Origin of the sequence: Xenorhabdus aichiensis, from assembly GCF_028598775.1 — a bacterium.
Taxonomy (GTDB): Bacteria; Pseudomonadota; Gammaproteobacteria; order Enterobacterales; family Enterobacteriaceae; genus Xenorhabdus; species Xenorhabdus bovienii.
Map to the genome: position 1 here is coordinate 1 of NZ_JAQRFO010000026.1, position 21846 is coordinate 21846.

At 46.1% G+C, this 21846-nt stretch carries 27 protein-coding genes and 1 pseudogene; 14 read left to right on the forward strand and 14 right to left on the reverse strand.

What is annotated here, in order from left to right; genetic code table 11:
- Positions 1-109 precede the first annotated feature (109 nt).
- From PSI22_RS12430 to PSI22_RS12450, 6 genes and pseudogenes are all read left to right on the forward strand, one after another.
- A complete protein-coding gene (locus tag PSI22_RS12430; RefSeq protein ID WP_273580045.1) occupies positions 110-1504 on the forward strand; it encodes a hypothetical protein in 1395 nt (464 codons plus the stop codon).
- 77 nt (positions 1505-1581) lie between these two features.
- Complete coding sequence (locus tag PSI22_RS12435; protein WP_273580046.1) at positions 1582-2130, forward strand: hypothetical protein; 549 nt, start codon at positions 1582-1584, stop codon at positions 2128-2130.
- Positions 2131-2229: 99 nt separating this feature from the next.
- Complete coding sequence (locus PSI22_RS12440) at positions 2230-2985, forward strand: hypothetical protein (RefSeq protein ID WP_273580047.1); 756 nt, start codon at positions 2230-2232, stop codon at positions 2983-2985.
- Positions 2986-3021: 36 nt separating this feature from the next.
- Positions 3022-3285, forward strand: coding sequence for a PAAR domain-containing protein (locus tag PSI22_RS12445; RefSeq protein WP_038209223.1), 264 nt, complete (start codon positions 3022-3024; stop codon positions 3283-3285).
- A 232-nt stretch (positions 3286-3517) separates the two neighbouring features.
- A pseudogene (locus PSI22_RS21510) lies at positions 3518-3835 on the forward strand (GAD-like domain-containing protein); the annotation flags it as partial.
- Between the two features lie 8 nt (positions 3836-3843).
- Positions 3844-4086, forward strand: a complete 243-nt coding sequence (locus PSI22_RS12450) for a T6SS immunity protein Tdi1 domain-containing protein (RefSeq protein ID WP_051869190.1) — start codon at positions 3844-3846, stop codon at positions 4084-4086.
- A gap of 221 nt (positions 4087-4307) precedes the next feature.
- On the opposite strand, the gene PSI22_RS12455 is transcribed toward PSI22_RS12450, so the two are convergent.
- The 3 genes from PSI22_RS12455 to PSI22_RS12465 all read right to left on the reverse strand — a co-directional run bounded on the left by PSI22_RS12455 (position 4308) and on the right by PSI22_RS12465 (position 6061).
- Positions 4308-5114 (reverse strand): DUF6216 family protein, encoded by an 807-nt coding sequence (locus tag PSI22_RS12455; protein WP_273580048.1) that lies wholly within the window; start codon positions 5112-5114, stop codon positions 4308-4310.
- 416 nt (positions 5115-5530) lie between these two features.
- Complete coding sequence (locus tag PSI22_RS12460; protein ID WP_273580049.1) at positions 5531-5794, reverse strand: hypothetical protein; 264 nt, start codon at positions 5792-5794, stop codon at positions 5531-5533.
- Between the two features lie 18 nt (positions 5795-5812).
- Positions 5813-6061 (reverse strand): Ig-like domain-containing protein, encoded by a 249-nt coding sequence (locus PSI22_RS12465; RefSeq protein WP_038209232.1) that lies wholly within the window; start codon positions 6059-6061, stop codon positions 5813-5815.
- A gap of 40 nt (positions 6062-6101) precedes the next feature.
- Here PSI22_RS12465 and PSI22_RS12470 point away from each other — a divergent pair, with 40 nt between their 5' ends.
- The 5 genes from PSI22_RS12470 to PSI22_RS12490 all read left to right on the forward strand — a co-directional run bounded on the left by PSI22_RS12470 (position 6102) and on the right by PSI22_RS12490 (position 8786).
- Positions 6102-6293, forward strand: coding sequence for a hypothetical protein (locus PSI22_RS12470; RefSeq protein WP_273580050.1), 192 nt, complete (start codon positions 6102-6104; stop codon positions 6291-6293).
- Positions 6268-6642 carry a DUF4150 domain-containing protein gene (locus PSI22_RS12475; protein WP_230579738.1) on the forward strand — a complete coding sequence of 125 codons (375 nt, stop codon included), beginning with the start codon at positions 6268-6270 and terminating at the stop codon, positions 6640-6642. Before PSI22_RS12470 ends, PSI22_RS12475 begins: the two co-directional genes overlap by 26 nt.
- Positions 6643-6684: 42 nt before the next feature.
- Positions 6685-7926, forward strand: coding sequence for a polymorphic toxin type 15 domain-containing protein (locus PSI22_RS12480; RefSeq protein ID WP_273580051.1), 1242 nt, complete (start codon positions 6685-6687; stop codon positions 7924-7926).
- Complete coding sequence (locus PSI22_RS12485) at positions 7926-8561, forward strand: GAD-like domain-containing protein (RefSeq protein ID WP_273580052.1); 636 nt, start codon at positions 7926-7928, stop codon at positions 8559-8561. Before PSI22_RS12480 ends, PSI22_RS12485 begins: the two co-directional genes overlap by 1 nt.
- A gap of 99 nt (positions 8562-8660) precedes the next feature.
- The gene (locus tag PSI22_RS12490; protein ID WP_273580053.1) at positions 8661-8786 is read left to right on the forward strand and encodes a hypothetical protein; all 126 of its coding nucleotides are present in this window, start codon (positions 8661-8663) and stop codon (positions 8784-8786) included.
- 126 nt (positions 8787-8912) lie between these two features.
- Here the strand turns inward: PSI22_RS12490 and PSI22_RS12495 are convergent, their stop codons facing one another.
- A complete protein-coding gene (locus PSI22_RS12495; RefSeq protein ID WP_273580054.1) occupies positions 8913-12170 on the reverse strand; it encodes an Ig-like domain-containing protein in 3258 nt (1085 codons plus the stop codon).
- Positions 12171-12325: 155 nt separating this feature from the next.
- On the opposite strand from PSI22_RS12495, the gene PSI22_RS12500 reads away from it, so the two are divergent.
- Both PSI22_RS12500 and PSI22_RS12505 read left to right on the forward strand, forming a co-directional pair.
- Positions 12326-12661, forward strand: a complete 336-nt coding sequence (locus tag PSI22_RS12500; RefSeq protein WP_273580055.1) for a hypothetical protein — start codon at positions 12326-12328, stop codon at positions 12659-12661.
- A 61-nt stretch (positions 12662-12722) separates the two neighbouring features.
- The gene (locus PSI22_RS12505) at positions 12723-13067 is read left to right on the forward strand and encodes a hypothetical protein (RefSeq protein ID WP_230579611.1); all 345 of its coding nucleotides are present in this window, start codon (positions 12723-12725) and stop codon (positions 13065-13067) included.
- Between the two features lie 86 nt (positions 13068-13153).
- Here PSI22_RS12505 and PSI22_RS12510 read toward each other — a convergent pair whose 3' ends face one another.
- Genes PSI22_RS12510 through PSI22_RS12555 form a run of 10 tightly spaced genes read right to left on the reverse strand, consistent with a single transcriptional unit; the run spans position 13154 to position 20951 of the window.
- Complete coding sequence (locus PSI22_RS12510; RefSeq protein WP_273580056.1) at positions 13154-15919, reverse strand: conjugative transfer ATPase; 2766 nt, start codon at positions 15917-15919, stop codon at positions 13154-13156.
- Positions 15919-16320, reverse strand: a complete 402-nt coding sequence (locus tag PSI22_RS12515; protein ID WP_038203082.1) for a TIGR03751 family conjugal transfer lipoprotein — start codon at positions 16318-16320, stop codon at positions 15919-15921. Before PSI22_RS12515 ends, PSI22_RS12510 begins: the two co-directional genes overlap by 1 nt.
- Positions 16308-16664 (reverse strand): hypothetical protein, encoded by a 357-nt coding sequence (locus PSI22_RS12520; RefSeq protein WP_273580057.1) that lies wholly within the window; start codon positions 16662-16664, stop codon positions 16308-16310. The genes PSI22_RS12515 and PSI22_RS12520 overlap by 13 nt, the downstream gene beginning before the upstream one ends.
- Positions 16664-18094: a TIGR03752 family integrating conjugative element protein gene (locus tag PSI22_RS12525; RefSeq protein WP_273580058.1), complete on the reverse strand. Its 1431-nt coding sequence runs from the start codon at positions 18092-18094 to the stop codon at positions 16664-16666. The genes PSI22_RS12520 and PSI22_RS12525 overlap by 1 nt, the downstream gene beginning before the upstream one ends.
- A complete protein-coding gene (locus tag PSI22_RS12530) occupies positions 18084-18920 on the reverse strand; it encodes a TIGR03749 family integrating conjugative element protein (protein WP_273580059.1) in 837 nt (278 codons plus the stop codon). Before PSI22_RS12530 ends, PSI22_RS12525 begins: the two co-directional genes overlap by 11 nt.
- Positions 18917-19594 carry a PFL_4703 family integrating conjugative element protein gene (locus tag PSI22_RS12535; RefSeq protein ID WP_273580060.1) on the reverse strand — a complete coding sequence of 226 codons (678 nt, stop codon included), beginning with the start codon at positions 19592-19594 and terminating at the stop codon, positions 18917-18919. Before PSI22_RS12535 ends, PSI22_RS12530 begins: the two co-directional genes overlap by 4 nt.
- Positions 19591-19965: a TIGR03750 family conjugal transfer protein gene (locus PSI22_RS12540; protein ID WP_038181466.1), complete on the reverse strand. Its 375-nt coding sequence runs from the start codon at positions 19963-19965 to the stop codon at positions 19591-19593. Before PSI22_RS12540 ends, PSI22_RS12535 begins: the two co-directional genes overlap by 4 nt.
- Before the next feature lie 10 nt (positions 19966-19975).
- Positions 19976-20353: a TIGR03745 family integrating conjugative element membrane protein gene (locus PSI22_RS12545; protein WP_273580061.1), complete on the reverse strand. Its 378-nt coding sequence runs from the start codon at positions 20351-20353 to the stop codon at positions 19976-19978.
- A 35-nt stretch (positions 20354-20388) separates the two neighbouring features.
- Positions 20389-20625 carry a TIGR03758 family integrating conjugative element protein gene (locus PSI22_RS12550; protein WP_012989740.1) on the reverse strand — a complete coding sequence of 79 codons (237 nt, stop codon included), beginning with the start codon at positions 20623-20625 and terminating at the stop codon, positions 20389-20391.
- Positions 20625-20951 carry an integrative conjugative element protein, RAQPRD family gene (locus tag PSI22_RS12555; protein ID WP_046336178.1) on the reverse strand — a complete coding sequence of 109 codons (327 nt, stop codon included), beginning with the start codon at positions 20949-20951 and terminating at the stop codon, positions 20625-20627. The genes PSI22_RS12550 and PSI22_RS12555 overlap by 1 nt, the downstream gene beginning before the upstream one ends.
- Positions 20952-21099: 148 nt before the next feature.
- Between PSI22_RS12555 and PSI22_RS12560 the strand changes: the two genes are divergently transcribed.
- On the forward strand, positions 21100-21792 hold the full coding sequence (locus PSI22_RS12560; RefSeq protein WP_273580062.1) for a DUF5710 domain-containing protein: 693 nt from the start codon (positions 21100-21102) through the stop codon (positions 21790-21792).
- Positions 21793-21846 lie beyond the last annotated feature (54 nt).

Below are 21846 nucleotides of genomic sequence, written 5' to 3' on the forward strand. Positions count from 1 at the left end.
GCCAAGCGCAGAGGAATAAGTTAATTAATTTACTGAATGTCATAGAACGAAACATTAACACCACCACCGCTTGCCTTGTTGCAGTCAGATATCAAGGAAAATAATCGCTATGGACAAAAACAGTATCGCTTCAGTCTTATCCGATTTGAAAAACAAAGCATCCAAAAATATTGAGAAGGAAAAAAGTAAAGTCACTCACCCTGTTAACGTTCCCAATTGTTCGGGAAAAGTGGGTGATCCGGGCGTGAAATGCAACCAAAAATTCAGTCATCAGGTCAAATTATTGCCGATTGATAATCAGGTTAATGTGAGTAATGTTCCTTATGCATTTATTTCCATCCCCGCCAGAGGGTTTGGTAAGACAAATGGAAAAGGTGAAACCGACCGTATCATGACCCGCCAGCCCGAAGAAGTGACCGTACTGGTCGGCAAATTAGCTAAAAGTTATGAAAGAAGGGGCGGGAATTTTGGTTCATTAAAGGAACTTGAAGAAAGAAAGATCAGCCTGATTACGAATACCAATGATCCAACCACTGAAAAACCTTATATCAGTGGTTATGATTATATTGCCGTGATAGGTGCCAGAACAGCGCCCCATGAACTTAGCTTGGGAGCAGCTAAGAGAACAATTACGAATCAGGAATTCTTTACAGAATCACCTGGAAATCAGTACCGTTTTATTAATTCTGGATTACATCAGTTGCCGCTTTTCCCTAAGGCAAGTCAAGATCATGCTGTGCAACGTATTATGGTGGTATTTCAACAGGGATACACACAAAAGGATATTGAGAGGATTAATGATTACACAAAGAAATTAGGCGGACGTATTATTTATGTGAAAAACAAACAAGGACTTATTGACTTTCTAAATCAGAGAAAAGAAAAGAAAAGACTTATTAAGGAGATGGTGATCTTCAGTCATGGCATCATTGATTATGCCACTTTTCATTATAAAGGGGAGAATGTAGAGGACGGGTTGTTTGGACCAAAGGAGATTGAAAAGGTCTATGAGTCGGTATTTGATTTCGATGCTAAAATAACGACTTATGCTTGCCGGGCGGGTATTTCAATTGATAACGGGTGGCCTGGAGATTTTACAGGGATACCTGATGCAGGACAGATTAAAAGTCCCGCACAACGAATGGCAAATACCTGGGATGTTGAGGTCAAAGCTTTTGAAAAACGTTCTACATATGTGGGCATTTATGGAGCTGAAGAGGAAAAAAAATATAATTCAATAATTGATAAGTATGAGGCTGCTAATAGAGCTTATAAATATGCATTGGCTAAAGGGAATAAAAATGCCAAACCACCAGAAAAACCTAATGATTATGATATAATGAAAAAGCGAGTTGAGGGTGTTAAGACAAGAGAATATAACGAAGATCATGGTGGTGGCCCTATTGAACCGAATGGTTCTTGGCGATTGCCGGGGACAGGAGATTCACCAAAAGGATTGAAAAATGGTCTACAAGATTATAAACCAATAGAGTGGACTTTATGAGTTTGCTAAAACAAAAAATCATCACAATAGTGTCTATTGTAGTAGTCTTAATTTTATTTTTTTTAGGGGGTTATCATATGTATATACAAAAATATCAGATGTATGTTAGGGTTACTTCATATGATGAGAATTCGTCTGAATTTCCTAGCAAAAAAGTTTGGTTCGATGCCAGTGAATGGCTAAAATCATCACAATATATTAAAGTCCATGATACCTATCTAATTAATAATAAATTTATACCTATTAAAAATCTGAATACTCTGAATATCACAATGACATTACAGGATGAAATTGATAGTTCAAGAAAATTCTCTGAACTCAATGTATTGAAAGATATGGAAGCTATAAAATTCTTACATTTAATGCAAGATAAAATGAACTATGAATATATATACACAAAGTTTGACAAAGAATCATTGAAACCAGTGTTAGATTTCTTTTTAATTAAATTTCCTTATAAAGAAAAAAAATATGAACTATTAGTGATGAGAAGGATATATGAAAATGAGTATGTATACGATCATTACGATTCTGTTTACAGGGAAGGTGAATGGCATAAGTACAATAAAGATATCATGACATACAGAGATTATCTTGTAGGAAAAATTGATTCATACAAACAATAAATTTTAAAAACTATAGTTGCTGGTATTTTCAATATGATGAAAAATATATTTTACCAGCGGCTATAAGTATTAGCTTTTATGATCGGAGATATCATAACTATGACAATAGAATTTAATGAAGACCAATGGAATATTCTAAAAAAACATTCATTCAATGCTTATATTGATGAATTGGTAAAACATTGTAATGAATCTTATCCCTATCTTGAAATAAAATTAGGTAAAGATGGCTTAAGAACAGCACTGGAAAACGCAGTAGAAAAATCTAAAAACGATAGATTTGATCAACGTGGTGCCGTTCAGTTTTATATTGATATGCTTATTTTGTTTGGTACGGAATTTCAGGCTGACCCGCAATACACATGGATAAAAACAATCCTTGATAATCACTCCCATCTTGGGCAATTAGAAAAGACAAGTCTGCTTTATCATGAAGTCACTCGATATTTGAATGAAGTACATGGCGAACAAGATGAATACCTGAAAACCAGTATACTTAAATTTCAAAATATCAATATTGAACGCTTAAATGTTCAATGGAATACCTATGAAAGTAATGTAGATGCGTTGTTGAAATCTCTGTATCCGCAAAAATATCAATATATTAAACAGAATGATATTAAAAAACTTATCCAATTTGGCGTTGAAAAATCGAATCAGTATGGCATAAAAAATGCTAATTTCTCGGCGTTTTTAACCTTAATAATGTTTTTATTAGGGCATAAGTTTGATCAGGATATTTTCTTGTCTCACTTAAATATAAGGTTATTCAATCAATATTATTCTGATATTGATTTACTAATCATAGAAATGGAAAAGAAAACTAAATATTATTTTAAAATATTTCTTCAATAACATAGAAATATTGTAGAAAATTGCGGAGAAATAAATATGTCAAATAAACCAGTTATCCTGTTAAACGATACAACCGATCATGGTGGTAAAGTGATCACCGCCATTGATGGTTATGTTTATCAGGGCATTCCTATTGCAGGCAAAGGTGATTTAGTTACTTGCCCAAAATGTGAAGATACATTTCCGATAGTAGAGGGGAGCGATTCTTTAAAGTATCAGGGCAAACAGATTGCCTTGGAAGGTATGAGTACAGCCTGCGGGGCAAAACTGATTGCCAGTCAGAATAAACTGCGTGCCTGACATTAACATAAAATTACACAAGCGGAAGTTAGCCTGACTCTCCGCTTAACTCTCATTGTAGCTTGCTTTATTTCGTCTAACTTGAGAACGATACAACTCAGATCATAATGAACGTTCAATTAGAAGTGTGCCGAGACAATAAAAAAAAGCCCCGAAAACGTAAGAAGAGGAATGATTAATGCGTGATAAAGATTTTGAGTATTTTATAAAGAAATAGGGAGAAGCAACTCAACATAGATTTGTACCTACCGAATCTATAGAGAAATGGCTGGAAAAGTTACCCAGACAGCTATTGTATTACTGGAAAATAGAAGGCTGGAACAATTATCAAAATGGCTTATTCAGTATTGTACATCCTGACGATTATGAAGATATTGTTGATATGTGGCTGGAATACACACCCTTTGAGTCAATGGATTCATATCATGTTATCGCCAGAAGCGGTTTTGGTGAGCTTTATCCCTGTGGACAAAGACTGACAAAATATTATCAATATAATATATCTTTAATACTATTTTCTATGATAAAGAAGACTCTTCCAAGAAAATAAAAAAAGAGTTGGATTTTGATATTTCCACTTCTTTCTCAAGTAAAAATACAGATTCACTTGACCTAACCGGAGAATCAAAAACAGGTGTTTTTTCAAAAGCCATAGAAAATTATGGTCTATTGAATGAATATGAAATATTTGGTTTTGAACCCGCCATTGTCTTAATTGATGAAATTAAACTTGAAAATGTGATAAAATTGAATATACATATTCATTTGGATATTTTTCGACAATTTTCTGAACCTGATTGAACCTGATATACATGAATTTTAGTCATACCATCATATATAATTAATTTCCTTCTTCAAATGACTGTTTATACAGCCACTTGAATAGCATTACACAAATATAAATATTAATCCAGCTGTAATCGACATCGTCATAGACCCAAAGATGATACGGGTTAAAACCGTATCATCTTTGGGTCTAAACTGCCACTGATTTAATCAAATAATTTAATGACTATATTATCTTATTTTTTTCTGTATTTCTTTATTTTTAATAAAATCATTTTCCTTGCATCATACGTAGACAGTAAAGACTGGATATTTTTTATTAAATACAAAATAAATACAAACAAAAACGCTGTCGTTATACCAAATAACCATCTTTGTTCCTTTATTAATCTATCTATATATTTCAAAGGTTTTTCACTATAAAAAGAATCACATATTACATTTATTGTTTCAGTAGTGACCTTATTCAATATTAAATCCTTTTGGCTACACGTTTCAGGAGTAACAATCCATACGTTTTTTCTTTTGGCAAATAAACTATATTCTATAGCTTCATTTTTATTAAACCAAAACCACCCGTCATCATTTATTTTTATCAAACCAGCTGGTTTTAATGCTATAGTCAGAAATATTAGTAACCATATAAAAATAGAGAATAAAAATAAAAAAATGATAACTGGGTGAAATTTCTCAACCTTTTTTATTTTTAATCTTTCTATATCTAGATTACTTCCAAGCTTTGATATAATTTTGAAATCCAATTCATATTTATCTATCCAAGATTCAAACTTTTCTTTTTGATTTATAGATACAGCATTTGTATTATAGAAAAAATTAAATTCCTCTATCTCAATTATTTTATTAATCAGGTTATTTTCAGATCTCTCTTTATGTTTAATAACAAACAACCACAATCTATTAAATATAGAAAATCCTGACCTTGATTTAATTCTTATATATAAACATGCTACTACAAAAAATATAAATGACAATACAATCGAGTTTTTTACAATTGAAAACACCGACTCAAAATGAACATTCATGATTTATATATCCCCTTGTTGTTAATACCACCATAGTTAGTTAATACCATGCAGTTACAGATTTATCATATATGAAAATACAAGGCAACATAATATGTAACTAACATGTTATAAGACATTTCGCATCAATAAAATGAAAAGATAAAGCAGATATTATGAATGGACATATTCCAAAAACTCATAAATTCAATCTCTATGACCCATACTAAATATAATCAAAAAAAGCTTACTATGTGACATAATTATAGTAAGCTTTTTACAAAGCGAATTTTTTATTAAAATTTGTTTGCCTACTCAAAAAATAGATTAAAAAAATCAGGTAGGAGTCACACATGCTGGTAACGATATTGACAATTACCGATAACTTCCGAACACGGATTAAGATGTATCTACGTTACATGAACCAGATATGGTAGCTAGCGGAAGGTCAGTACCACCTGTTGTCCTGCTTCATCGTTTCCCGTCAGTCTCACACCATCAGAACGTTGCTGTACGATCACCGGATACAGTGATCGCAGGGGAGTCACTCTGCCCGTATTATCTGCGGTGATAATGCGAAATTTCGCCCCACTCCAGAAAACTGAAGGTCCACGGGTACCAAAGAATTTCAGGTTGGCATTACCGCCCTGACTGTCAACGGCGACGGTATCGGCAACACGTAATGGCGGGATAAATTCCACCGTTGGTGAGATAACCTCCTAGTCATTAATAATGGCTGTTATTGAAGCTGTGCCTGCCTTCTGGCTGATCAGTGCCGCGCGGGCTTCTCCATTTTCATCGGTTTCAATCTGAGCGTCTGCAAAGTGACCGTTATCTGAACGCCACCAGATAGGAATACCGGCAGCGGGCTGTCCGGTCAGGTTTTTCACCGTCACCGTTAATGTGACGCTATCCTGGCCATTGGCAATAATGCGGGTTTTATCTGCACACAGGTTTGATGTCAGCACGTCATCAAACCATATTCTGCTGTGAATGCTGAATGGCGAAATGTTACCTGATCTGATGTATCCGGATACCTTAATTATCGACAACGAAGCGCTCACACTTTCCATGACCTATCGTTACCACGCTGAAATGGACGAGTCCATCCGGTTGATGGAAGCCCGGTTTGAGATGAATCCGGATGCTCCCCTGGTCAGGGTCGATTTAGGCGATGGCAAGGAGTTGCACTATGGCTGATAACTATTTCGCCCGAACAGCAACGCAATGGATGGTCGTCAGCATTGTGCCGGATGTGTGCAAAACGCCGATGGGTGCATCAACGCCGCCCATTCCCTATCCGGTGGTGGCCAAACTGGCGGAAAGCTCTGTGCCGGTCAAATCCGTGCGGGCAAACGGCAAACCCATGGTGGTTTTCGCACAAAGTTTTGTGCCGCAGACACTGGGCGACCAGCCCGGCGTCGCCAATGGCATCAAAAGCGGCACCGTGGGAGGCAAGTGCCATCCTAAAGAGCACTCAAAAAGTGTCCGGGCAGGCAATAAACTTCTGCTGCGGCACGGTGACAAATTCTGGATGAACGGCGCATAAGGAGACGGTTATGGCAAAAAAACCAAAAAAACACCGCCCACGGTGAGTGATAAACCCTTGCTGGAACAAAAGGCGCGCAATGATGCCCCGACGGGGGAAGGCAACACGATAGGTGAAATTGTCGGACAACCGCCTCAGGTCACGAAAGCGCCCGGTGAAGCAAGTCCGATACTCAAGCCCGGCCCACAGAACGAAAAAAATTTCGCCAGTCAGGTGTATGACAGCGCGAAAAACGTGGTTGTTGAGGCAGGGAAAAGCGCTGCTGAAATGGGTAAAGGCGCGGCAAAAGATACCTGGAATTTTGGGGTTGATATCGCGGAACTTGCGTATCCGGCTGCCCAACTGGAGGCGGCACGTGCCATGGAAGACGCGGCAAGGTGGCATGATATTTTTGGCAATAAAGGGCAGGCAAAGGTGTTATCGGAAGCCGCTGAAGAGGCCAGAGGAAGAGCAGCCACCGGTAATCTTGATGAACTCAGGGTGACATTAGACAATCCGGAGCAGGAACTCGGTGCGGTACTGGCTGATCTGAACCCGAAAGGAGCGGTTAAAGGTGTCGTTAAAGGCATAGTCGGGGGCGTTAAGAATATAGGTAAAGCAATTGAAAAAGTGACCGCCAAAGAGGGAAAGAAAAAAACAGTGAATAAGGTTGAAAAACCGAAGGAGAGCGCAGGCAAGCCTAACGAGCCAGAAAAAAAAGGCGGGAAAGTTAAGGGGGCTAAACTAACTAAAGTTCCGTGTTTTAATCCTTATAACAGCAAACGCTATAAGCGATTAAAAACAGAGAAAGAACGTCAGGCATTCCTGAAAGAATATTCTGCACAACTGCGCAGACAGCAGGATGCCATTAATAATATGTCGCCTGAAGAGTTTAAAATTGCACGGGATGCTTATAAGAAGAATAAGCGGAATAGCTTGGCAGGGAAAGCACAGGAAGACTTTAGAGACAGTGCGAAAGGTGAAATAAAAATAAATATATTTAACAGCCAGATAAAAAAAGGAACCTCAGTAAAAGAAGCTAAAATAATATCACAAAACAAAGCAGACGAGATATTCGATGGATTGGCTGCACTGCACGAACCAGACATGGTTGCAGGTGGTTATGGTCAATATGCACCTAAGAAGATGGGTGATACTGGAATTAACAGTGCCATAGGAGGTAGCTGGAGAGGAAAACGAATAAAATCATTAGATAATGCTGCTAAAGAGGCAATTGACAGCGGGTTAGGTGACGCTAAAATGAACGTTCAATTAGAGTTATGTCGGGGTAAGGGGAAAAAATAATGCGAGATGAATTTTTTGAATGCTTCATTGACGATTTGGGAGAAGCAACCCAACATAGGCCTGTACCATCTGAATCTATAGATAAATGGGTGGGAAAACTTCCGGGACAATTATTGTATTACTGGAAACATGAAGGATGGAATAGTTATCAAGATGGTATGTTTAGTATTGTCAATCCTGACGATTATGAAGATATTGTTGATATGTGGTTAGAAGATACCCCTTTCGAATCAATGGACTCTTACCACGTCATCGCCAGAAGTGGTTTTGGTAAACTTTACCTCTGCGGCGAACAAACCGGAATTAATTTAACACTTGATTGTGTTTTTAATACCTTTTTTTATTCTCCCCAAAGAGCTTATAAAAAAGAAAAGAAAGAATTAGATCACGATATATCTTCTTTTTTTGCTGTGAAATCAATCGACGATATTGATTTAAAAGGCAGCGCAAAAACAGGTATTTTTTCCAAATCCGTAGAAAAATACGGCCTATTAGGAGAGCACGAAATATTTGGTTTTGAACCCGCCATTGTTTTAGGCGGCGAAATCAAACTTGAAAATGTCAGGAAATTAGATATGCACATCCACCTCGATATTCTTCGCCAATTCGATGATCCTGATATATTTGAAATTTGATTTTCTATTTCGCTGATATTTATCTATTGACTAAGGTGGCTGTATAAAAAGCCACTTATTTTCTTATGTTAGAATTATGTCGGGGTAAGGGGAAAAATAATGCGTGATGATAATTTCGGTTACTTTATTGAAGAATTTGGAGAGGCTACTCAGCATATAACAGTACCCTTTGGAGCAATAGAAAAATGGAGAGGTAGGCTACCTGATAATTTACTTAATTATTGAAAATTTGAAGGTTAGAACAACTATCAGAATGGTTTATTCAGTATAGTAACTCCCGATGATTATGAAGGTATTGTCGATATGTGGCTGCTTAATACAGCCACCTGCCTCATCTATAATAGATAAATGCTACCCACCACACGCAAATGCCAGCCGATGCCAGGCATTTCGCATCCAGCTATCCGATTCTGCCCAGAATGCCCATTTTGTCTGCGCATCCATTGAACCAGAACTGGCAGAAAGATAATCCGTGGAAACCACATAAAATTCCCTCACCCAGCCTTCATAGTGATAAAAATTTCCCCATTCTTCATAAAGCCGTTCAAGTGCATATTTGGGCGCAATCTGGCTGCCGAGTGATTGGCAAATTTGCGTTGCATTAAAATAAAAATCTTTCGTTATGCCTGAACGCTCGAACCAGGTATCGCTTGTTAAGGTCAGTACCACCTGCTGCCCTGCTTCATCGGTACCTGTCAGTCTCACACCATCAGGACGTTGCTGTACGACCACCGTATCACCGGATACCGTGACTGCCGGAGAATCACTCTGCCAGTTCACCCGGCCTGTATTATCGGCGATGATGATGCGGAATTTCGCGCCACGCCAGAAAACTGAAGGCCCCCGGGTGCCAAAGGATTTCTGGTTGGCATTACCGCCCTGACTGTCAACGGCAACGGTATCGGCAATACGTAATGGCGGGATAAATTCCACCGTTGGCGAGATAACTTCCTGGTCATCAATAATGGTTGTTACTGAAGCTGTGCCTGCCTTCTGGCTGCTCAGTGTCGCACGGGCTTCACCGTTTTCATCGGTTTCAATCTGAGCGTCTGTAAAGTGACCGTTGTCCGAGCGCCACCAGACAGGGATACCGACGGCGGGTTGTCCGGTCAGGTTTTTCACCGTCACGGTCAATATGACGCTATCCTGACCATTGGCAATCATGCGGGTTTTATCTGCATGCAGGGTTGATGTCAGCACGTCATCAAACCAGAGCGCCGGGGCAGTCACCGTCTTATCATCAACCTGAATCCATACCCGATGTTCACCGGCAACAGTGCTGGTCAGTTGAATTTGTGTCACCCCTTGCGAGTCGGTTCGGGTCTCTGCTGATGACAGGACACCGCTGTCGGTGTGCCAGATGACAGCCTGGTTTTCAACCGGTAACCCCAGCGCATCTTCAACAATCGCGGTCAGCACGATAGCTTCCTGCCCGTTTCCGTTGGCGTGGGTTTTATCCGCGATGATAACGGATTGCAACTGACGTTTAAACGTGACCCCGTCCGCCGTGATGATGGTACCTGATATGTCAGCGCGGACACGGGCGACACCGGCTTTCCGGCTGATAACCCGTGCCCGGGCTTTTCCCCTGCTGTCGGTGATAACCTGTTCATCGCCAATCTGTCCATGATCTGTTGACCACACGATTTCCCTCCCCACCATCGGCTGGTCAGCCGCATCACGCACGTCAACCGTGCAAAGCACACTGTCCTGTCCATCAGCAATGGCCGTACTTTTGTCACAGGTCAACGTGTGGGTCAGTGCAGGTAAAAATTCAACCGGTGATGCCATAAGCGTTTCTTCACCGATAGTCACCGACACCTCTGCGATACCAGAGGGTAAACTGACTAATGCGGCGGTGGCCTGCCCGTGATTATTGGTTGTTGACGACAAGGTCAGGAACTTGCCCCGGCTGGTTTGCCACTTAACGGACTGTTGAGGAACGGGAACGCCAGCAGCACCCTTTACGGTGACGGTAAACGTCACTGCATCCTGACCATTGGCTCTGACCTGTGTTTTGTCTGCGGTGATAACAAGTTTCAATACCGCGCTGAAGTGCACCGGCAGGGCCACGGTGACATTATCACCGACCGAGACCTGTACGCTATGCTCCCCATCATAATGGCTGCTCAACAACACCGCCGCCAGTCCCTGTGCATCGGTTTTCTGTGTGGTTTGTGAAAGTTTGCCTTTGTCACTTGACCAGCTCACCGTTTGATCGGGAACAGGTTCACCGTCACGATCTTTCACCATCACGGTATACATCACACTGTCCTGACCGTCCGCCCTTGCCTGCGTCCGGTTTGCGGTAACCTGCACATGGGTTTCCGTCGGCTGGATAAAAAGGGTGGTTTCCGATGGCCGGGAACGATTGCCGTGCCTGTCAATGGCAATACCGGAAAGCCGGATTATTTTATCGGCTGCTTTTGGCAAAAGCAGCCTAACTTTGTCAGGCGTCTGGTGAATAATTTTACCGCCCGCTTGCTGTAATTCATCAGCCCGGAGTTCTAAACGCGCAAGGGGATATTTGGAGGTAATTCGTGGCGTAAAGGTGATGATTTTGCCTGCATCGCCTTTAAGCTGAACGGGAAAGTCCAATGTTATCAGCGTCTGCTTGCGGTAGTCCAGCACCATATTATGCTCCCGGTTGACAAAATCTGTCCGTCTGAATGTCAGGCTGCGTAACGGCGCGACTGCGTTGGGATCAAGCTGTTGTGCCAGGGGGACGCCCAGCTGGTAATTAAGTGCCAGCGTAAAACGGTTATCCCGGTGATCCTGCTTCCCGTGCCGAAAATCCGCGCCCAATGTAACTAACGGCACCGGCGTGTATGTCAGCCCGGCCGTCAGGCTGTAGGGGTTGTACTGACGTCTGCTGTCACCGAATAAATCCACTTGCTGCCCGTAGTATTGTTCAAACACCACCTGCCCGCCCCAGTGCGGCAACACGGGTAACCCGCCTTCTACCCGGATATCCCAGCCATTGGCGGGACGCGCATCATAATCGGTGACTTTTCGGGACGTTTTCCAGCCGGATAAGCGCCGGTAAAGGTTGGCAGAGAGTTTGAAGTTATCGCGCCACGCTTCTGCCCCGATACTGTAGCGATGATGTTGAGCTGGCCACTCAGCATCCCAGAACGTATTAGCCCCCCAGAGCCAGTTATCAGCCAGATAGCGGTATCCCATACCAAGATGGGTGGTCGTCTGACCGTGCCCGGCTTTAACTCCCCACTGGCTGAATGCGGTATAGCCCGGGGTGGTATACCACGGCAGCATCCAATCCAGCACGGCTTCTTTTAACGAAAAAGCGTGATCAAAAGGGAGTGATATCCGGGCATTGCCTAATTGGTTGAGCCACGGGGTTAATGTGGCAGTGACTGCCGATGACAGCTGCTGAGCAGCGATTGATTGTGCGGCGTCGGTGGGGGATTGCGATTGGTGAAGTTGCTGCCCTAATTGTGAGGCGATGTCAGCCAGTTTGTGGGCAGAAAGATTACCTTCGTTTTTCTGTTCTGACGTGGCCTGCCCCTGAAAACTAAGCAATAGACTCAACAGGCCGATAATCAGAAAATTCGCGTTATTGGACAGAGAGAATTGGAATTTTTGCAACACTGACTGTTACCCTTTTCATTGATGATGAAAAAGGTAACATGCCGAAAAAACAGCTCAGCTACTGCGTTTAATTCTTTTTCTCATTGTAAAAATTACATAATTATAAACAAGGAGATAATTAATGAATAGTTTAGAAATGTATCAGGAAGTCAATAATGATAAATGATGATGAACTTTATTCAGAAATTGGTCGTATATTATATGAAGCGGCTCCTGATGATGCACAGACGATTTTACTGGATGCAGAGTTATCTCCCGGAAATGATCATGTGAAGTTTCTATATGACTATATTGATGAAAGTGGGTGTAAAAAGTGGTATTTACCCCCATCACCAAAAACAGATAGAGAGCTTATAGAAAATTTAGCAATGCTGCGTAAATACTACGTAGAAAATAACCTGACTAATGATCATCCCTCATGGTCTGGCTGTTTGGTCACTGTTGATCTTAAGAAGATGAAAATTAATATAGAATTCAAATACGAAGATTGATCTGAAAACACTTCCATCCATCGCATAAAGTTATTCCTTAAATACAGACAGCAAAAGGTAAATGATGAGTTTAGACGATAAAATATATGCTGAAATAGGTCAGTTACTATACAATTCAGCGCCTGATGATGCAAAAAAAATCATAATGGATACAGAATTATCTCCTGAGGGAGATTGCTGTCAGTTTAAATATGATTATATTAACTCAGCTGATGAGATGAATTGGTTTTCCCCTCAAGAGAACGATGGGTTAACAAATGAAAGAATTAGAGAATTGTTAGTTTCACTCAGGCAATTTTTTGTAGAAAACATCCATTTGAAGCAACCGCCGCATTGGTCAGGCTGTATAGTGACCGTGGATGTGGAAAAAATGAAGCTCAATGTCGACTTCAAATACGAAGACTAACCTGAACGCTATCCCGGCCATCGTGCTGGGATAGCGCATCAACCTGCCACCATTGGCATTATTACTCAATGAGCTAAATGTAATGTTCAGTGTTCTACAGAATTAACCTTCAATCCCCGCGTAACATCCATTTTTCTGGCCACCCATACCGCAGCTTCCAGTTCACTGCACTGATGTTCCCGCATCAATGCCCGCCGTTCGGCTTTTTCTTCTTTTTCTGTCATGCCCAGCGCCAGATACAGGCTCGGGGGTACAACCCGGAATAAGGCTTCGATTTTCTTTGCCAGCACCACGCCTTCGGTATAACAACGGGGTAATTTACTGGCAGAGAGCAGCACCGCTTTCTGCTCTTCAGTCAGCTTCTTAAAGCGGGCGATTTGCTCCACCTCATCGGGTGGCATGGTCAGACACAGCCACCATTCGGCCATATTCAGCATCTTTTCGGCGGTGTCAGGATAGTCCGCTAAGTTTTGTGTGGCGAGCCACAGCCAGGCGCCGAGTTTACGCCACATTTTGACCACTTTAGTCATATAGGGTGATAACAGTGGATTGGTGGTGGTGATATGCCCTTCATCAATCACCAGTTGCAGTTCGCGATCCTGATATTGATCCCGTTCAGCCAGGTTATTGACTTTGTTAATCAGCGAGACCATCGCCAGTGCCATCTGCGCCGAGTAATTCTCCCGCGCCAGTGTCCCCAAATCAATCAAGGTGACATCCACTTCCGGCCACGGCGTACCGGGACGGTTAAATAATTCTCCCTCAAACCCCTGTGTAAACATCGACATGGCGCTGGCCATTTCATCCGCCCGTGCCCGCCGGTGTGCAGTAATTAAAGGCTGACCGTGCTCATCCTGCTGGTGATGACGGGCGATGGCATAAAGCGCATTTTGTAAGTCTGACGCCACCATCTGGCCGGACTCGTCAAAGCTGGTCTGTGCCGCCTGCATAATGGCCTCACGAATTAAACCCCGATCAGAGCGGGTCAGACGCTCTTCCTCTCTTTTCTCACCGCCGGTGATCATCAGTCGGGCGGCAATTTCCATTTCGCCCAGAATATCGCGCTGTTCATCAGCTTCCTCTTCCTGTTGTTCATCGGTATCAGGAATATCAGCTTCGTTAATGCGCAATTGCTCAGGACTGAGTTGCAGCAGTTGATGGGCATCGGCAAACAGTGCCAGACTGACGCCACAACCCGGTCTGATACCGATTTTATTGACCGTCAGCCCCAGACTTTCATAGTAATCGGCCAGCAAGCCAAAACTGTTTCCCGCCTCCACAATAAACAGACGCGGCCGGTGTACTGCCATTAACTGGATCAACGAGGCGCACAGTGTGGCGGATTTCCCCGCGCCGGTCGGACCAAACAGCAGTAAATGGGCATTCTGGGTGCGATCCTGTTTGTTCATCGGATCAAAGGTCAGCAGTGCCCCGCCCCGGTTAAAGAAACTGAACCCCGGATGCCCGGTGCCGGTCGAACGGCCTGTCACCGGCAATAACCCGGCCAGATGCTGTACCCAGGTCAGGCGGCTGTACCAGTGTTTTTTGTCTTTCTGCGGGTTAAAGCACATCGGCAGTGCCCGTAAGTAGGCATTCAGCGGTGACACACTGAATTCCGGCCGGACGGGCTGTAATCCTGCTGTCAGCAGGGTGGAGGATAATTGATGCACCCGGTGGTTTATATCATCCAGATCCTTGCCCCTCACCAGAAAGGCCAGCGCACTGCGGTACAATTTATGCCGCCGCCCCAGAAGTTCCTTCACTTCCTGCACATCCTGCCGGACGCGCAGCGATTCAGTATTTTCTCCCACCGCATTTTTCGACAGCCGGGTAAAGTCCTCTTCCAGTCTGTCCTGTGCCTGCGCCACAATGGTCAGCGAAACCACCGTCCCTGCCGGCATCATGTCCATCAGGGCATTGATATTGTCGCCCCGTTTCACTTCGCCTGTCAGTGTTCCCGGTTCCGGCGGACGGCGCAGACGCTCAACCAGCACCGCTTTATGCGGCAACCCGTCAAACCACCAGACGCCCGCGTCGGGATCAGACACCGGCGGGGTGAACCACAGGCTTTCGGCAAAGTCATTACTGACGGGGAGATCCGATTGTGTAGGGGCTTCATAACTGACGGTACGGTAAAAATCGGCTTTTGCCATCCCCCAATCCGGCACCGGATTAAAATGACGCAGCAACCAACGGTGGATCTGCCCGCCATGTTGTCGGCGGGCAATCACACCGGCAGAAGCCAGTGATGAAACCAGCCGCTCGCAGACCTGATTGAGCGCAGCCACCGCCGATAAGGTCAGATGGTTGACAGGGGATCTGCGCCCGTCAGGCAGCCACCGGTAAACCACCATGCGGGTCTGGCGCTGCTGGCCCCGCCACGGTTGCCCGGTGATTAAGCTGTCCTGAAATATCCCGTCAGGCCGGGCAATGCTGTTCAGGTGATGCTCAGATTCCGCCAGAAAGGCGTCAGTAAACAGTGTTCCCTGTGCCCAGGGTTTCACATAGCCCCGCAAGGTGTTGAGATAGTCAGCAGGATCATCTTCATCCTGACAAAAAAACTGCACCACCCACGGCGAAATATCATCTTCTTCCAGACTGTCCTGGATCGCATCTTCCAGTTGATCCCGGATTTCAGTCAACCGCTCAGCGGGACGGCCTTCGGTAGCAATGGATTCAATCTGATAGACCGCGCCGACGGAAATCCCGTCATCCAGCAGCAGGCATTGTTCTTTTTCCAGATATTCCACCCAGGGCAGGTAATCAATAATAGAAGGATTGGCCTGATAAATGGCGGCTTCATCCGCTTCACACAGCTTGCCGGGGCGGTTCAGTGCCTTGAGTTTTTCCATTACAGTGCCTCCGTGCGTTCACCCGGCAGGGCATACTGTACCTGCTGATAAAACGGGAATACTGTACTGTAACCCGGTATCGGCGTATTGCCAGCGACCAGATGCGGAAAAACATACATCACCATATCGGGATTGGGTAAGCGGGGAAATTGCTGGCTGATTTCCTGCGCTGCCGAACGGCTGTAATGATAAGGTTCTTCCAGTGCCCTGAGCCGTTCAGATACAGTTAAAGAACGGCGCAGTGTTTCCCTTGCCGATTCGGTGGCATGACCTGCCTTATTCCCCTGCCACATTGCCAGTACTGTCTGCTTTCCGGCAGGGAGTAAGGCGTCTTTCGAAGTGGTACATCCGACTAATAGCCCTGCCAACCCCAATAGCCAATAATATTTTATTTTCCGCATACGGCAGCCTCCGGGGTGCCAAGGACGGTAAACGTGGCAAATTCCGGGTGTACCGCCAGCTCTGATAAGGTAAAAGGCAAAGGTACCCACTGTTCAGGCGCCATGCTGACTTTACCGTCAACCACTGCCTGCCACTGGGTTTCGGTCAGGCGGAAGACAGTAAAATCACCGTCACTCAACGGCTGACATTTTCTGTCGGTTGAGAGATACAACCGACACTCTTTTTTGCGCACCGCACGCCAGTAAAGCTGCACCCGTGCGGGTTCAGTCAGTGACATCACCGACACTTGCAGGCAATACGGGGAACCCGCACTGAATATCCACTGAGAAGGGGTCTTTTCCATTAATCTAATGCTTCCTGATTATCACGTTGGGCTGGCTCACTCACGCCGTAGCGCACCTTACGTCCTTCCGTTTCATAATCAATCGCCAGGCGTTGTGTGATATGCACCACAACACGGGCACCGGGCGGGACGTAAACCGCATCAAACGTCTGGTTGTAGCGCTGTTTGAGCCATTCACTCATGTCATTCATGCCACCTGACATCGCTTTGCCTAATGCGGCCTGTCCGGCATTGCCCGTTAACGCGGTCGTGATACCGCCTGTGCCGTTGGTCTGGGCGGTACGCTGACTTTCACTCAGGGCATCGCCGGCCGAATTCATGGCCGAGAGCGCAAACAATGTCGGCAGATAAGTGGCGGCGTTGGATTTGCGTTCACCGCTGATACAGGGAATGCCGTTTTCATCGGACAGCCAGCCGATGCCGTTCGCACTGCCGTGGGTGTTTTGCCCTGCCCCCGGCAAGGTACGCACCGTGCCGTCCTGAAAGACAACCGTGATGGAATTAACCTGACCACGCACGCAGGAGAGTGTCCAGTCACCACTGGCCGAGCCGGACACCACCGCCCCTTCCACCTCCGGCAGTTCAATGCCGTTGGCCGTCAGGTTGTCTTTACCGATAAGAATTTTGAAAGGATAAGGGTCGGTCACTGTCCCATTTACAGGGACACGGCCTAATAATGCGGTCATGGCCTGACTACCGACTAACGTGGCATTTTCAGGCAGGGTATAGATTGGCTGTTCATTTTCTTCCTTTGATGGGTTTTGAAGCGATGGGCTTTGGGGTTTATTTTGCCCGGTAGCAGGTTGTTCACTTAAAAAAGAGGCCGGGAACTGCGCCGTGGCTTTTCCACTGCCGGGGGTTTGTATGTCTGCGGGCTTTTCATCGGCGGGTGTTATCCAGATAAGTTCATTCTGCCCTGTGCCTGAATTGGCAGAATACGGAATACTTCCCGACCCAAGTGGTATCGGACTGTCCGGCGCAGACAAAGGCGTTGAATTCAGCCGTTCTGTCAGTAAATCAATCTGTGCCAGCAATCCCTGCTGTTCATCCTGTAATTCACGCCGGCGCTGTTCATCGTCCTGCCGGATAGCTGCCACCGCTGCGTCTATCTGACCGGCGACATCCTGACGCTGATTTTTTAACTGGTCATTTTCTTTCAGGATATCGGCATTCTGCTGACCTAAGCGTTGCTGCTCTGACCGCACTTTATTGAGTGTTCCCACCAGCGTACGCAAGGTATCTTCCGGCGTATCACCGCCGACACCCAGCGCCTGTAACTCCTCCGGTGACAACGTGGACAGAACATTATTCTGGGGTGTGTTGGGTGCGGTACTGTCTGTTGAGCTGCAACTTTTGATGCCGATAAACCCGCCGACCATCAGCACCACCGGCACCAGGATTTTCACCAGACTGTTGGATTTAACCTGCATGACGGCCTCCCGGTTTCACCGTTACCGGCTCAGGGATAAAGGCATTATCCGGCTGTCCTCGGATCACAAGATACAGCACTGTGGTATCTTCCGGTGTCCCTGCTTTGCCCAGCCAGCGATGCTGAAACGTCGCTGCCACAAACTGCCCCTGCAAAGCCCGTGGGTCGAGCGTGATGTTGCGTTTAGCCGTATTACGCAGTTTCAGGGCTACCACTGTGTAATTTTGCACACCCCAGCCGACCAGCGGGGAAACCGCAATCGGTTCTGAAGGGTAGAGTGTCGTGATGGATCCGGGTAAATGCAGATTGACCGGGTGGATCCCCGTAACCGGCTCGACGGTACGCAGCGGGGCATAAAGCTGCTGAGCGGCATAGCGGGTTAATATCACAGGCGCGGGAGCCGAACGTGCTGATTTTCTCTGATGCGGTGACCCCTCTTTTGGAGCAGAATTTTTTTCATCCGGATAAAGAATGCGGACGGGTTCCGTTGACCCCATTTTGGTGGCGGTAATATCCAGTAAGATAATTTCGCCGTTTTCACTGTCCTGCAATTGCAGACGGGTAGACGGAAAAGATTGGCTGGCTTTCAGGTAAATCGCCCCGCCTGCGCTCTGCACCCGCAGTTTATCGCTGAGTGACGGAGACAAACCAACACGGACATTTCTGTCTGCGAAAATAATCCGCTCCTGTCCTACTTTGAGGGCAATGGATAACGGAATGCGTTCCCATTTCACCAGTTCATCGGCCTTTGCCCCGAGGCTGAACAACAAAAGGCTGACCAACCCCAGCCAAAAACAGGCAGAAGAGCAAGATTGATATCTTTTCATTGGAACACGCCCTTTTTCTCTTCCACAGGTTGCGGCATGGCTTCCAGACGCTGCGGCATGGCTTCCAGACGCTGCGGCATCCCGTCGTAACAATCCAGTGCCAGCCCGAAAGGATTACGCTCCGCATCGCCCTCCCAGCGCACCACTTTCAGGGGATAGCGCACCAGCGCCCGTTTGACAGATTCGGCGTGATAATATTCATCAGCCACCAAATCCAGCCGCACCACCCAGTTATCCCGGTTACGCACCGTCACACTTTTCGTCCCGTAGCCCCGGCCGGGGATCTCATACACCACCCGCACCCGATCAAGCAGCTCACCACTGTCGGCCCGGGTTTTGGCATCCGCCTGCAAAAAATCCTGACAGGCGGGGGTCAGATAAGACGACAAGGCCGCAATTTTAGCCGGGTAGTCCTGTGCCCCATTTTTCGGCCAGGCGTTCAGTTGCTGGAAAAGATAAAACGCAAAACTGTAGACACTCGGCGCAGGCACTTCCCACCACGGGCGGGTGCTGCCGCTGCGTAAGTCCGGCGGATTATGGATGGTGAGACTACGCGGTGAGGCCATCCAGCCCGTGAGCGTAATCAGCAAGACCAGTATCAGCACCCCGCAGGCAAGCCGCAGGGTCAGGATATGCTGGTCACGGTTTTTCAGCGCATGACGAAATCGGCTCATCGCAGGCTCCCGTTACGATGAGTCAGCCTGCTTCGACGCAACGACCAGCCCTGAGCCGCAATAATCAATGCCGGATCACCGATACCCATTCGCCGCTTTTTCTCTTCCAGCTTCAGCCAGAGATAATGTTCCGGTTTGCCGCGCTTAAGCTGAGCGAGCCAGCGGCCGCCGAAACTAATCAATAACAAGGGCATGAACAGCATACCCGTCGGTATCATGACCCAACCAGCTAACGGGATAAAAGGAAGGCTCACCATCAACCCGAATGCCAGCCCCAGCAAAGCGGCCAGCCCCATTTCCGGTGTGGTGAATCCGCGAAATACGACCGGTTCGGCATTTAAGCGATCGGGTAAAAACGGGATCGTCTGCATCAGCAGTACCTCAAAAGATAATGCCGGCCGATTTCGCCAGCAGCCAAATCACCGCAACCAATAGCACCACGCCGACCACGATGATCGAGCCAAACTGTGTCCAGGTGGCTTTGCCGTCCCGCACTTCCGAAAAGGTTTCAACCGCCGCCGAAGCGACCTTAAAGAACGCCACTGCTGAGAGGATCAGCCCGCCAATCACGATGCCATCCTGGGCATAACCTTTCACCTGTCCCAGTAATCCGCCTCCGCCACCACTTTTTGGCGGTTCGATAGCCGGCAAATCGGCCCAGGCGGATTCACAGGAAAAACCGAACAGCAAAAGAAAGGTGCTTATTCTGGTTATCAGGTTCGTGCTGATACGACGACAGACAGTAAAAATTGACTTCATATTCAATCCATTCCTTGTTCATTATGTTCGTTGCATCAGCTGGCAAACATCCAGACCGCAACCACCAGTAAGATGGCGGTTCGCATAGCAAACTGGCTGATGGTCTGGTTACGTACTTTTTCATTCGCCCAGCCGTTCCAGACATCCACCGCGGCCCAGGCCGCCCAGAGAAACAGGGTGGCCAGGAAAAATCCGACGCAAACCAGATACAGAAAAGTGATATCAAAATGCCCCGAGGCCACGGTAAAGGCAGTGCGTTGTGCCTCCGTCATTACGGGCGTTCCTGACGGTAATGACCGGATAACACGTTTGATTCCTGCTGCTGGGCGCGGGAAGGGGTCAGGTAGTGATCAATACCGGCTTTGATGGTGTCGAGATCCGCTTTGATACGGAGGTAATCAAAGTAATAACGAGGACGTGTTGAGATGTCAGCCTGCTTTTCAGCGAGGCTTGCGCGCTCCAGTGCTATCTGTACCTGCTCAATCAAACGCTTTGCACTCGCCAGTTCGTCTTTCTCGGCAGCCTGCGCAAGCGGTACACACAATAGGATTAGACTCAGCAGACAGGCAGAACGGGACAGGGAAAAGCAACCGTGCATAAACATTCACCTCGTTACGGATTTCAGGATGCCGAGGATGCGGGGTTTTTTAGGGCAGATCAGCAATAAACCCTTTATGCTTTGATGAAAATTAGCTAAATAGTCTGGCTAACTTATTCAGCCAAAACTTAATAATGAAGGAAAACACATGCTGCGGATTGATTTAAGCGTCCCTGATGAGGAATACGAGCAGGCACGGAAGCTGGGTGCGCACTGGGATGCCGTCGAACAAATCTGGTATATCGACAACAGCATTGACCCGACGCCGTTTATCAACTGGCTGCCGTTCTACAATGTCCATGCAGAATACTGGTATCTCGCCCAGACTCAGACAGCCTGCCCGCACTGTCAGGAAAACACCACCGTCACGGCCTGTATGCTGCCTGCCGGACATAAGCTGCTGGAAGCGGACAGCGACGATGAACCCAACACAGAAATTGACTATACCGAGCAGGACAGACCGGCGTTCTTGTTTTATCTCGCCGATCTTCCTACCCTCATGCGTAACGTGCTGCCTGGCTTTCACCACCGCCTTCGCAAAGTCGTCAGCCAGCCGCTACAACGGCAGCACTGGATAAACCACTGCGAACACTGTGATGCGCCGCTGGATGATACCGAACTGTTTACCGAAATTGGCGGCGCGTTTTTTCCAGCATCTAAGGAGCAGGCCGCAAGGATTCAGTTACACCGTATCGATCAGCCGTTTGTCGGGTATTGTGAAGATATTTCGCATCATCACTACCATTTTGACCCGAAGCAGGATAACCGTATCTGTAAAGCGTGTGACTGGTTTGAATGGATGACGCAGGTGGTGAATGCACCGTCAAAATACCAGCATTAGCCTGAAAGACTGACGCGCCGCGGGGCGGCTTGTCTGCTGACGCTGGAGTGCAAA

What these genes read in the sequence shown, in the direction of transcription:
- PSI22_RS12430 (WP_273580045.1), top strand. Translation starts at nt 110, where the DNA reads ATGGACAAAAACAGTATCGCTTCAGTCTTATCCGATTTGAAAAACAAA.
- PSI22_RS12435 (WP_273580046.1), top strand. Translation starts at nt 1,582, where the DNA reads ATGTATATACAAAAATATCAGATGTATGTTAGGGTTACTTCATATGAT.
- PSI22_RS12440 (WP_273580047.1), top strand. Translation starts at nt 2,230, where the DNA reads ATGACAATAGAATTTAATGAAGACCAATGGAATATTCTAAAAAAACAT.
- PSI22_RS12445 (WP_038209223.1), top strand. Translation starts at nt 3,022, where the DNA reads ATGTCAAATAAACCAGTTATCCTGTTAAACGATACAACCGATCATGGT.
- PSI22_RS12455 (WP_273580048.1), bottom strand. Translation starts at nt 5,114, where the DNA reads ATGAATGTTCATTTTGAGTCGGTGTTTTCAATTGTAAAAAACTCGATT.
- PSI22_RS12470 (WP_273580050.1), top strand. Translation starts at nt 6,102, where the DNA reads ATGTTACCTGATCTGATGTATCCGGATACCTTAATTATCGACAACGAA.
- PSI22_RS12475 (WP_230579738.1), top strand. Translation starts at nt 6,268, where the DNA reads ATGGCAAGGAGTTGCACTATGGCTGATAACTATTTCGCCCGAACAGCA.
- PSI22_RS12485 (WP_273580052.1), top strand. Translation starts at nt 7,926, where the DNA reads ATGCGAGATGAATTTTTTGAATGCTTCATTGACGATTTGGGAGAAGCA.
- PSI22_RS12490 (WP_273580053.1), top strand. Translation starts at nt 8,661, where the DNA reads ATGCGTGATGATAATTTCGGTTACTTTATTGAAGAATTTGGAGAGGCT.
- PSI22_RS12500 (WP_273580055.1), top strand. Translation starts at nt 12,326, where the DNA reads ATGATAAATGATGATGAACTTTATTCAGAAATTGGTCGTATATTATAT.
- PSI22_RS12505 (WP_230579611.1), top strand. Translation starts at nt 12,723, where the DNA reads ATGATGAGTTTAGACGATAAAATATATGCTGAAATAGGTCAGTTACTA.
- PSI22_RS12510 (WP_273580056.1), bottom strand. Translation starts at nt 15,919, where the DNA reads ATGGAAAAACTCAAGGCACTGAACCGCCCCGGCAAGCTGTGTGAAGCG.
- PSI22_RS12515 (WP_038203082.1), bottom strand. Translation starts at nt 16,320, where the DNA reads ATGCGGAAAATAAAATATTATTGGCTATTGGGGTTGGCAGGGCTATTA.
- PSI22_RS12520 (WP_273580057.1), bottom strand. Translation starts at nt 16,664, where the DNA reads ATGGAAAAGACCCCTTCTCAGTGGATATTCAGTGCGGGTTCCCCGTAT.
- PSI22_RS12525 (WP_273580058.1), bottom strand. Translation starts at nt 18,094, where the DNA reads ATGCAGGTTAAATCCAACAGTCTGGTGAAAATCCTGGTGCCGGTGGTG.
- PSI22_RS12530 (WP_273580059.1), bottom strand. Translation starts at nt 18,920, where the DNA reads ATGAAAAGATATCAATCTTGCTCTTCTGCCTGTTTTTGGCTGGGGTTG.
- PSI22_RS12535 (WP_273580060.1), bottom strand. Translation starts at nt 19,594, where the DNA reads ATGAGCCGATTTCGTCATGCGCTGAAAAACCGTGACCAGCATATCCTG.
- PSI22_RS12540 (WP_038181466.1), bottom strand. Translation starts at nt 19,965, where the DNA reads ATGCAGACGATCCCGTTTTTACCCGATCGCTTAAATGCCGAACCGGTC.
- PSI22_RS12545 (WP_273580061.1), bottom strand. Translation starts at nt 20,353, where the DNA reads ATGAAGTCAATTTTTACTGTCTGTCGTCGTATCAGCACGAACCTGATA.
- PSI22_RS12550 (WP_012989740.1), bottom strand. Translation starts at nt 20,625, where the DNA reads ATGACGGAGGCACAACGCACTGCCTTTACCGTGGCCTCGGGGCATTTT.
- PSI22_RS12555 (WP_046336178.1), bottom strand. Translation starts at nt 20,951, where the DNA reads ATGCACGGTTGCTTTTCCCTGTCCCGTTCTGCCTGTCTGCTGAGTCTA.
- PSI22_RS12560 (WP_273580062.1), top strand. Translation starts at nt 21,100, where the DNA reads ATGCTGCGGATTGATTTAAGCGTCCCTGATGAGGAATACGAGCAGGCA.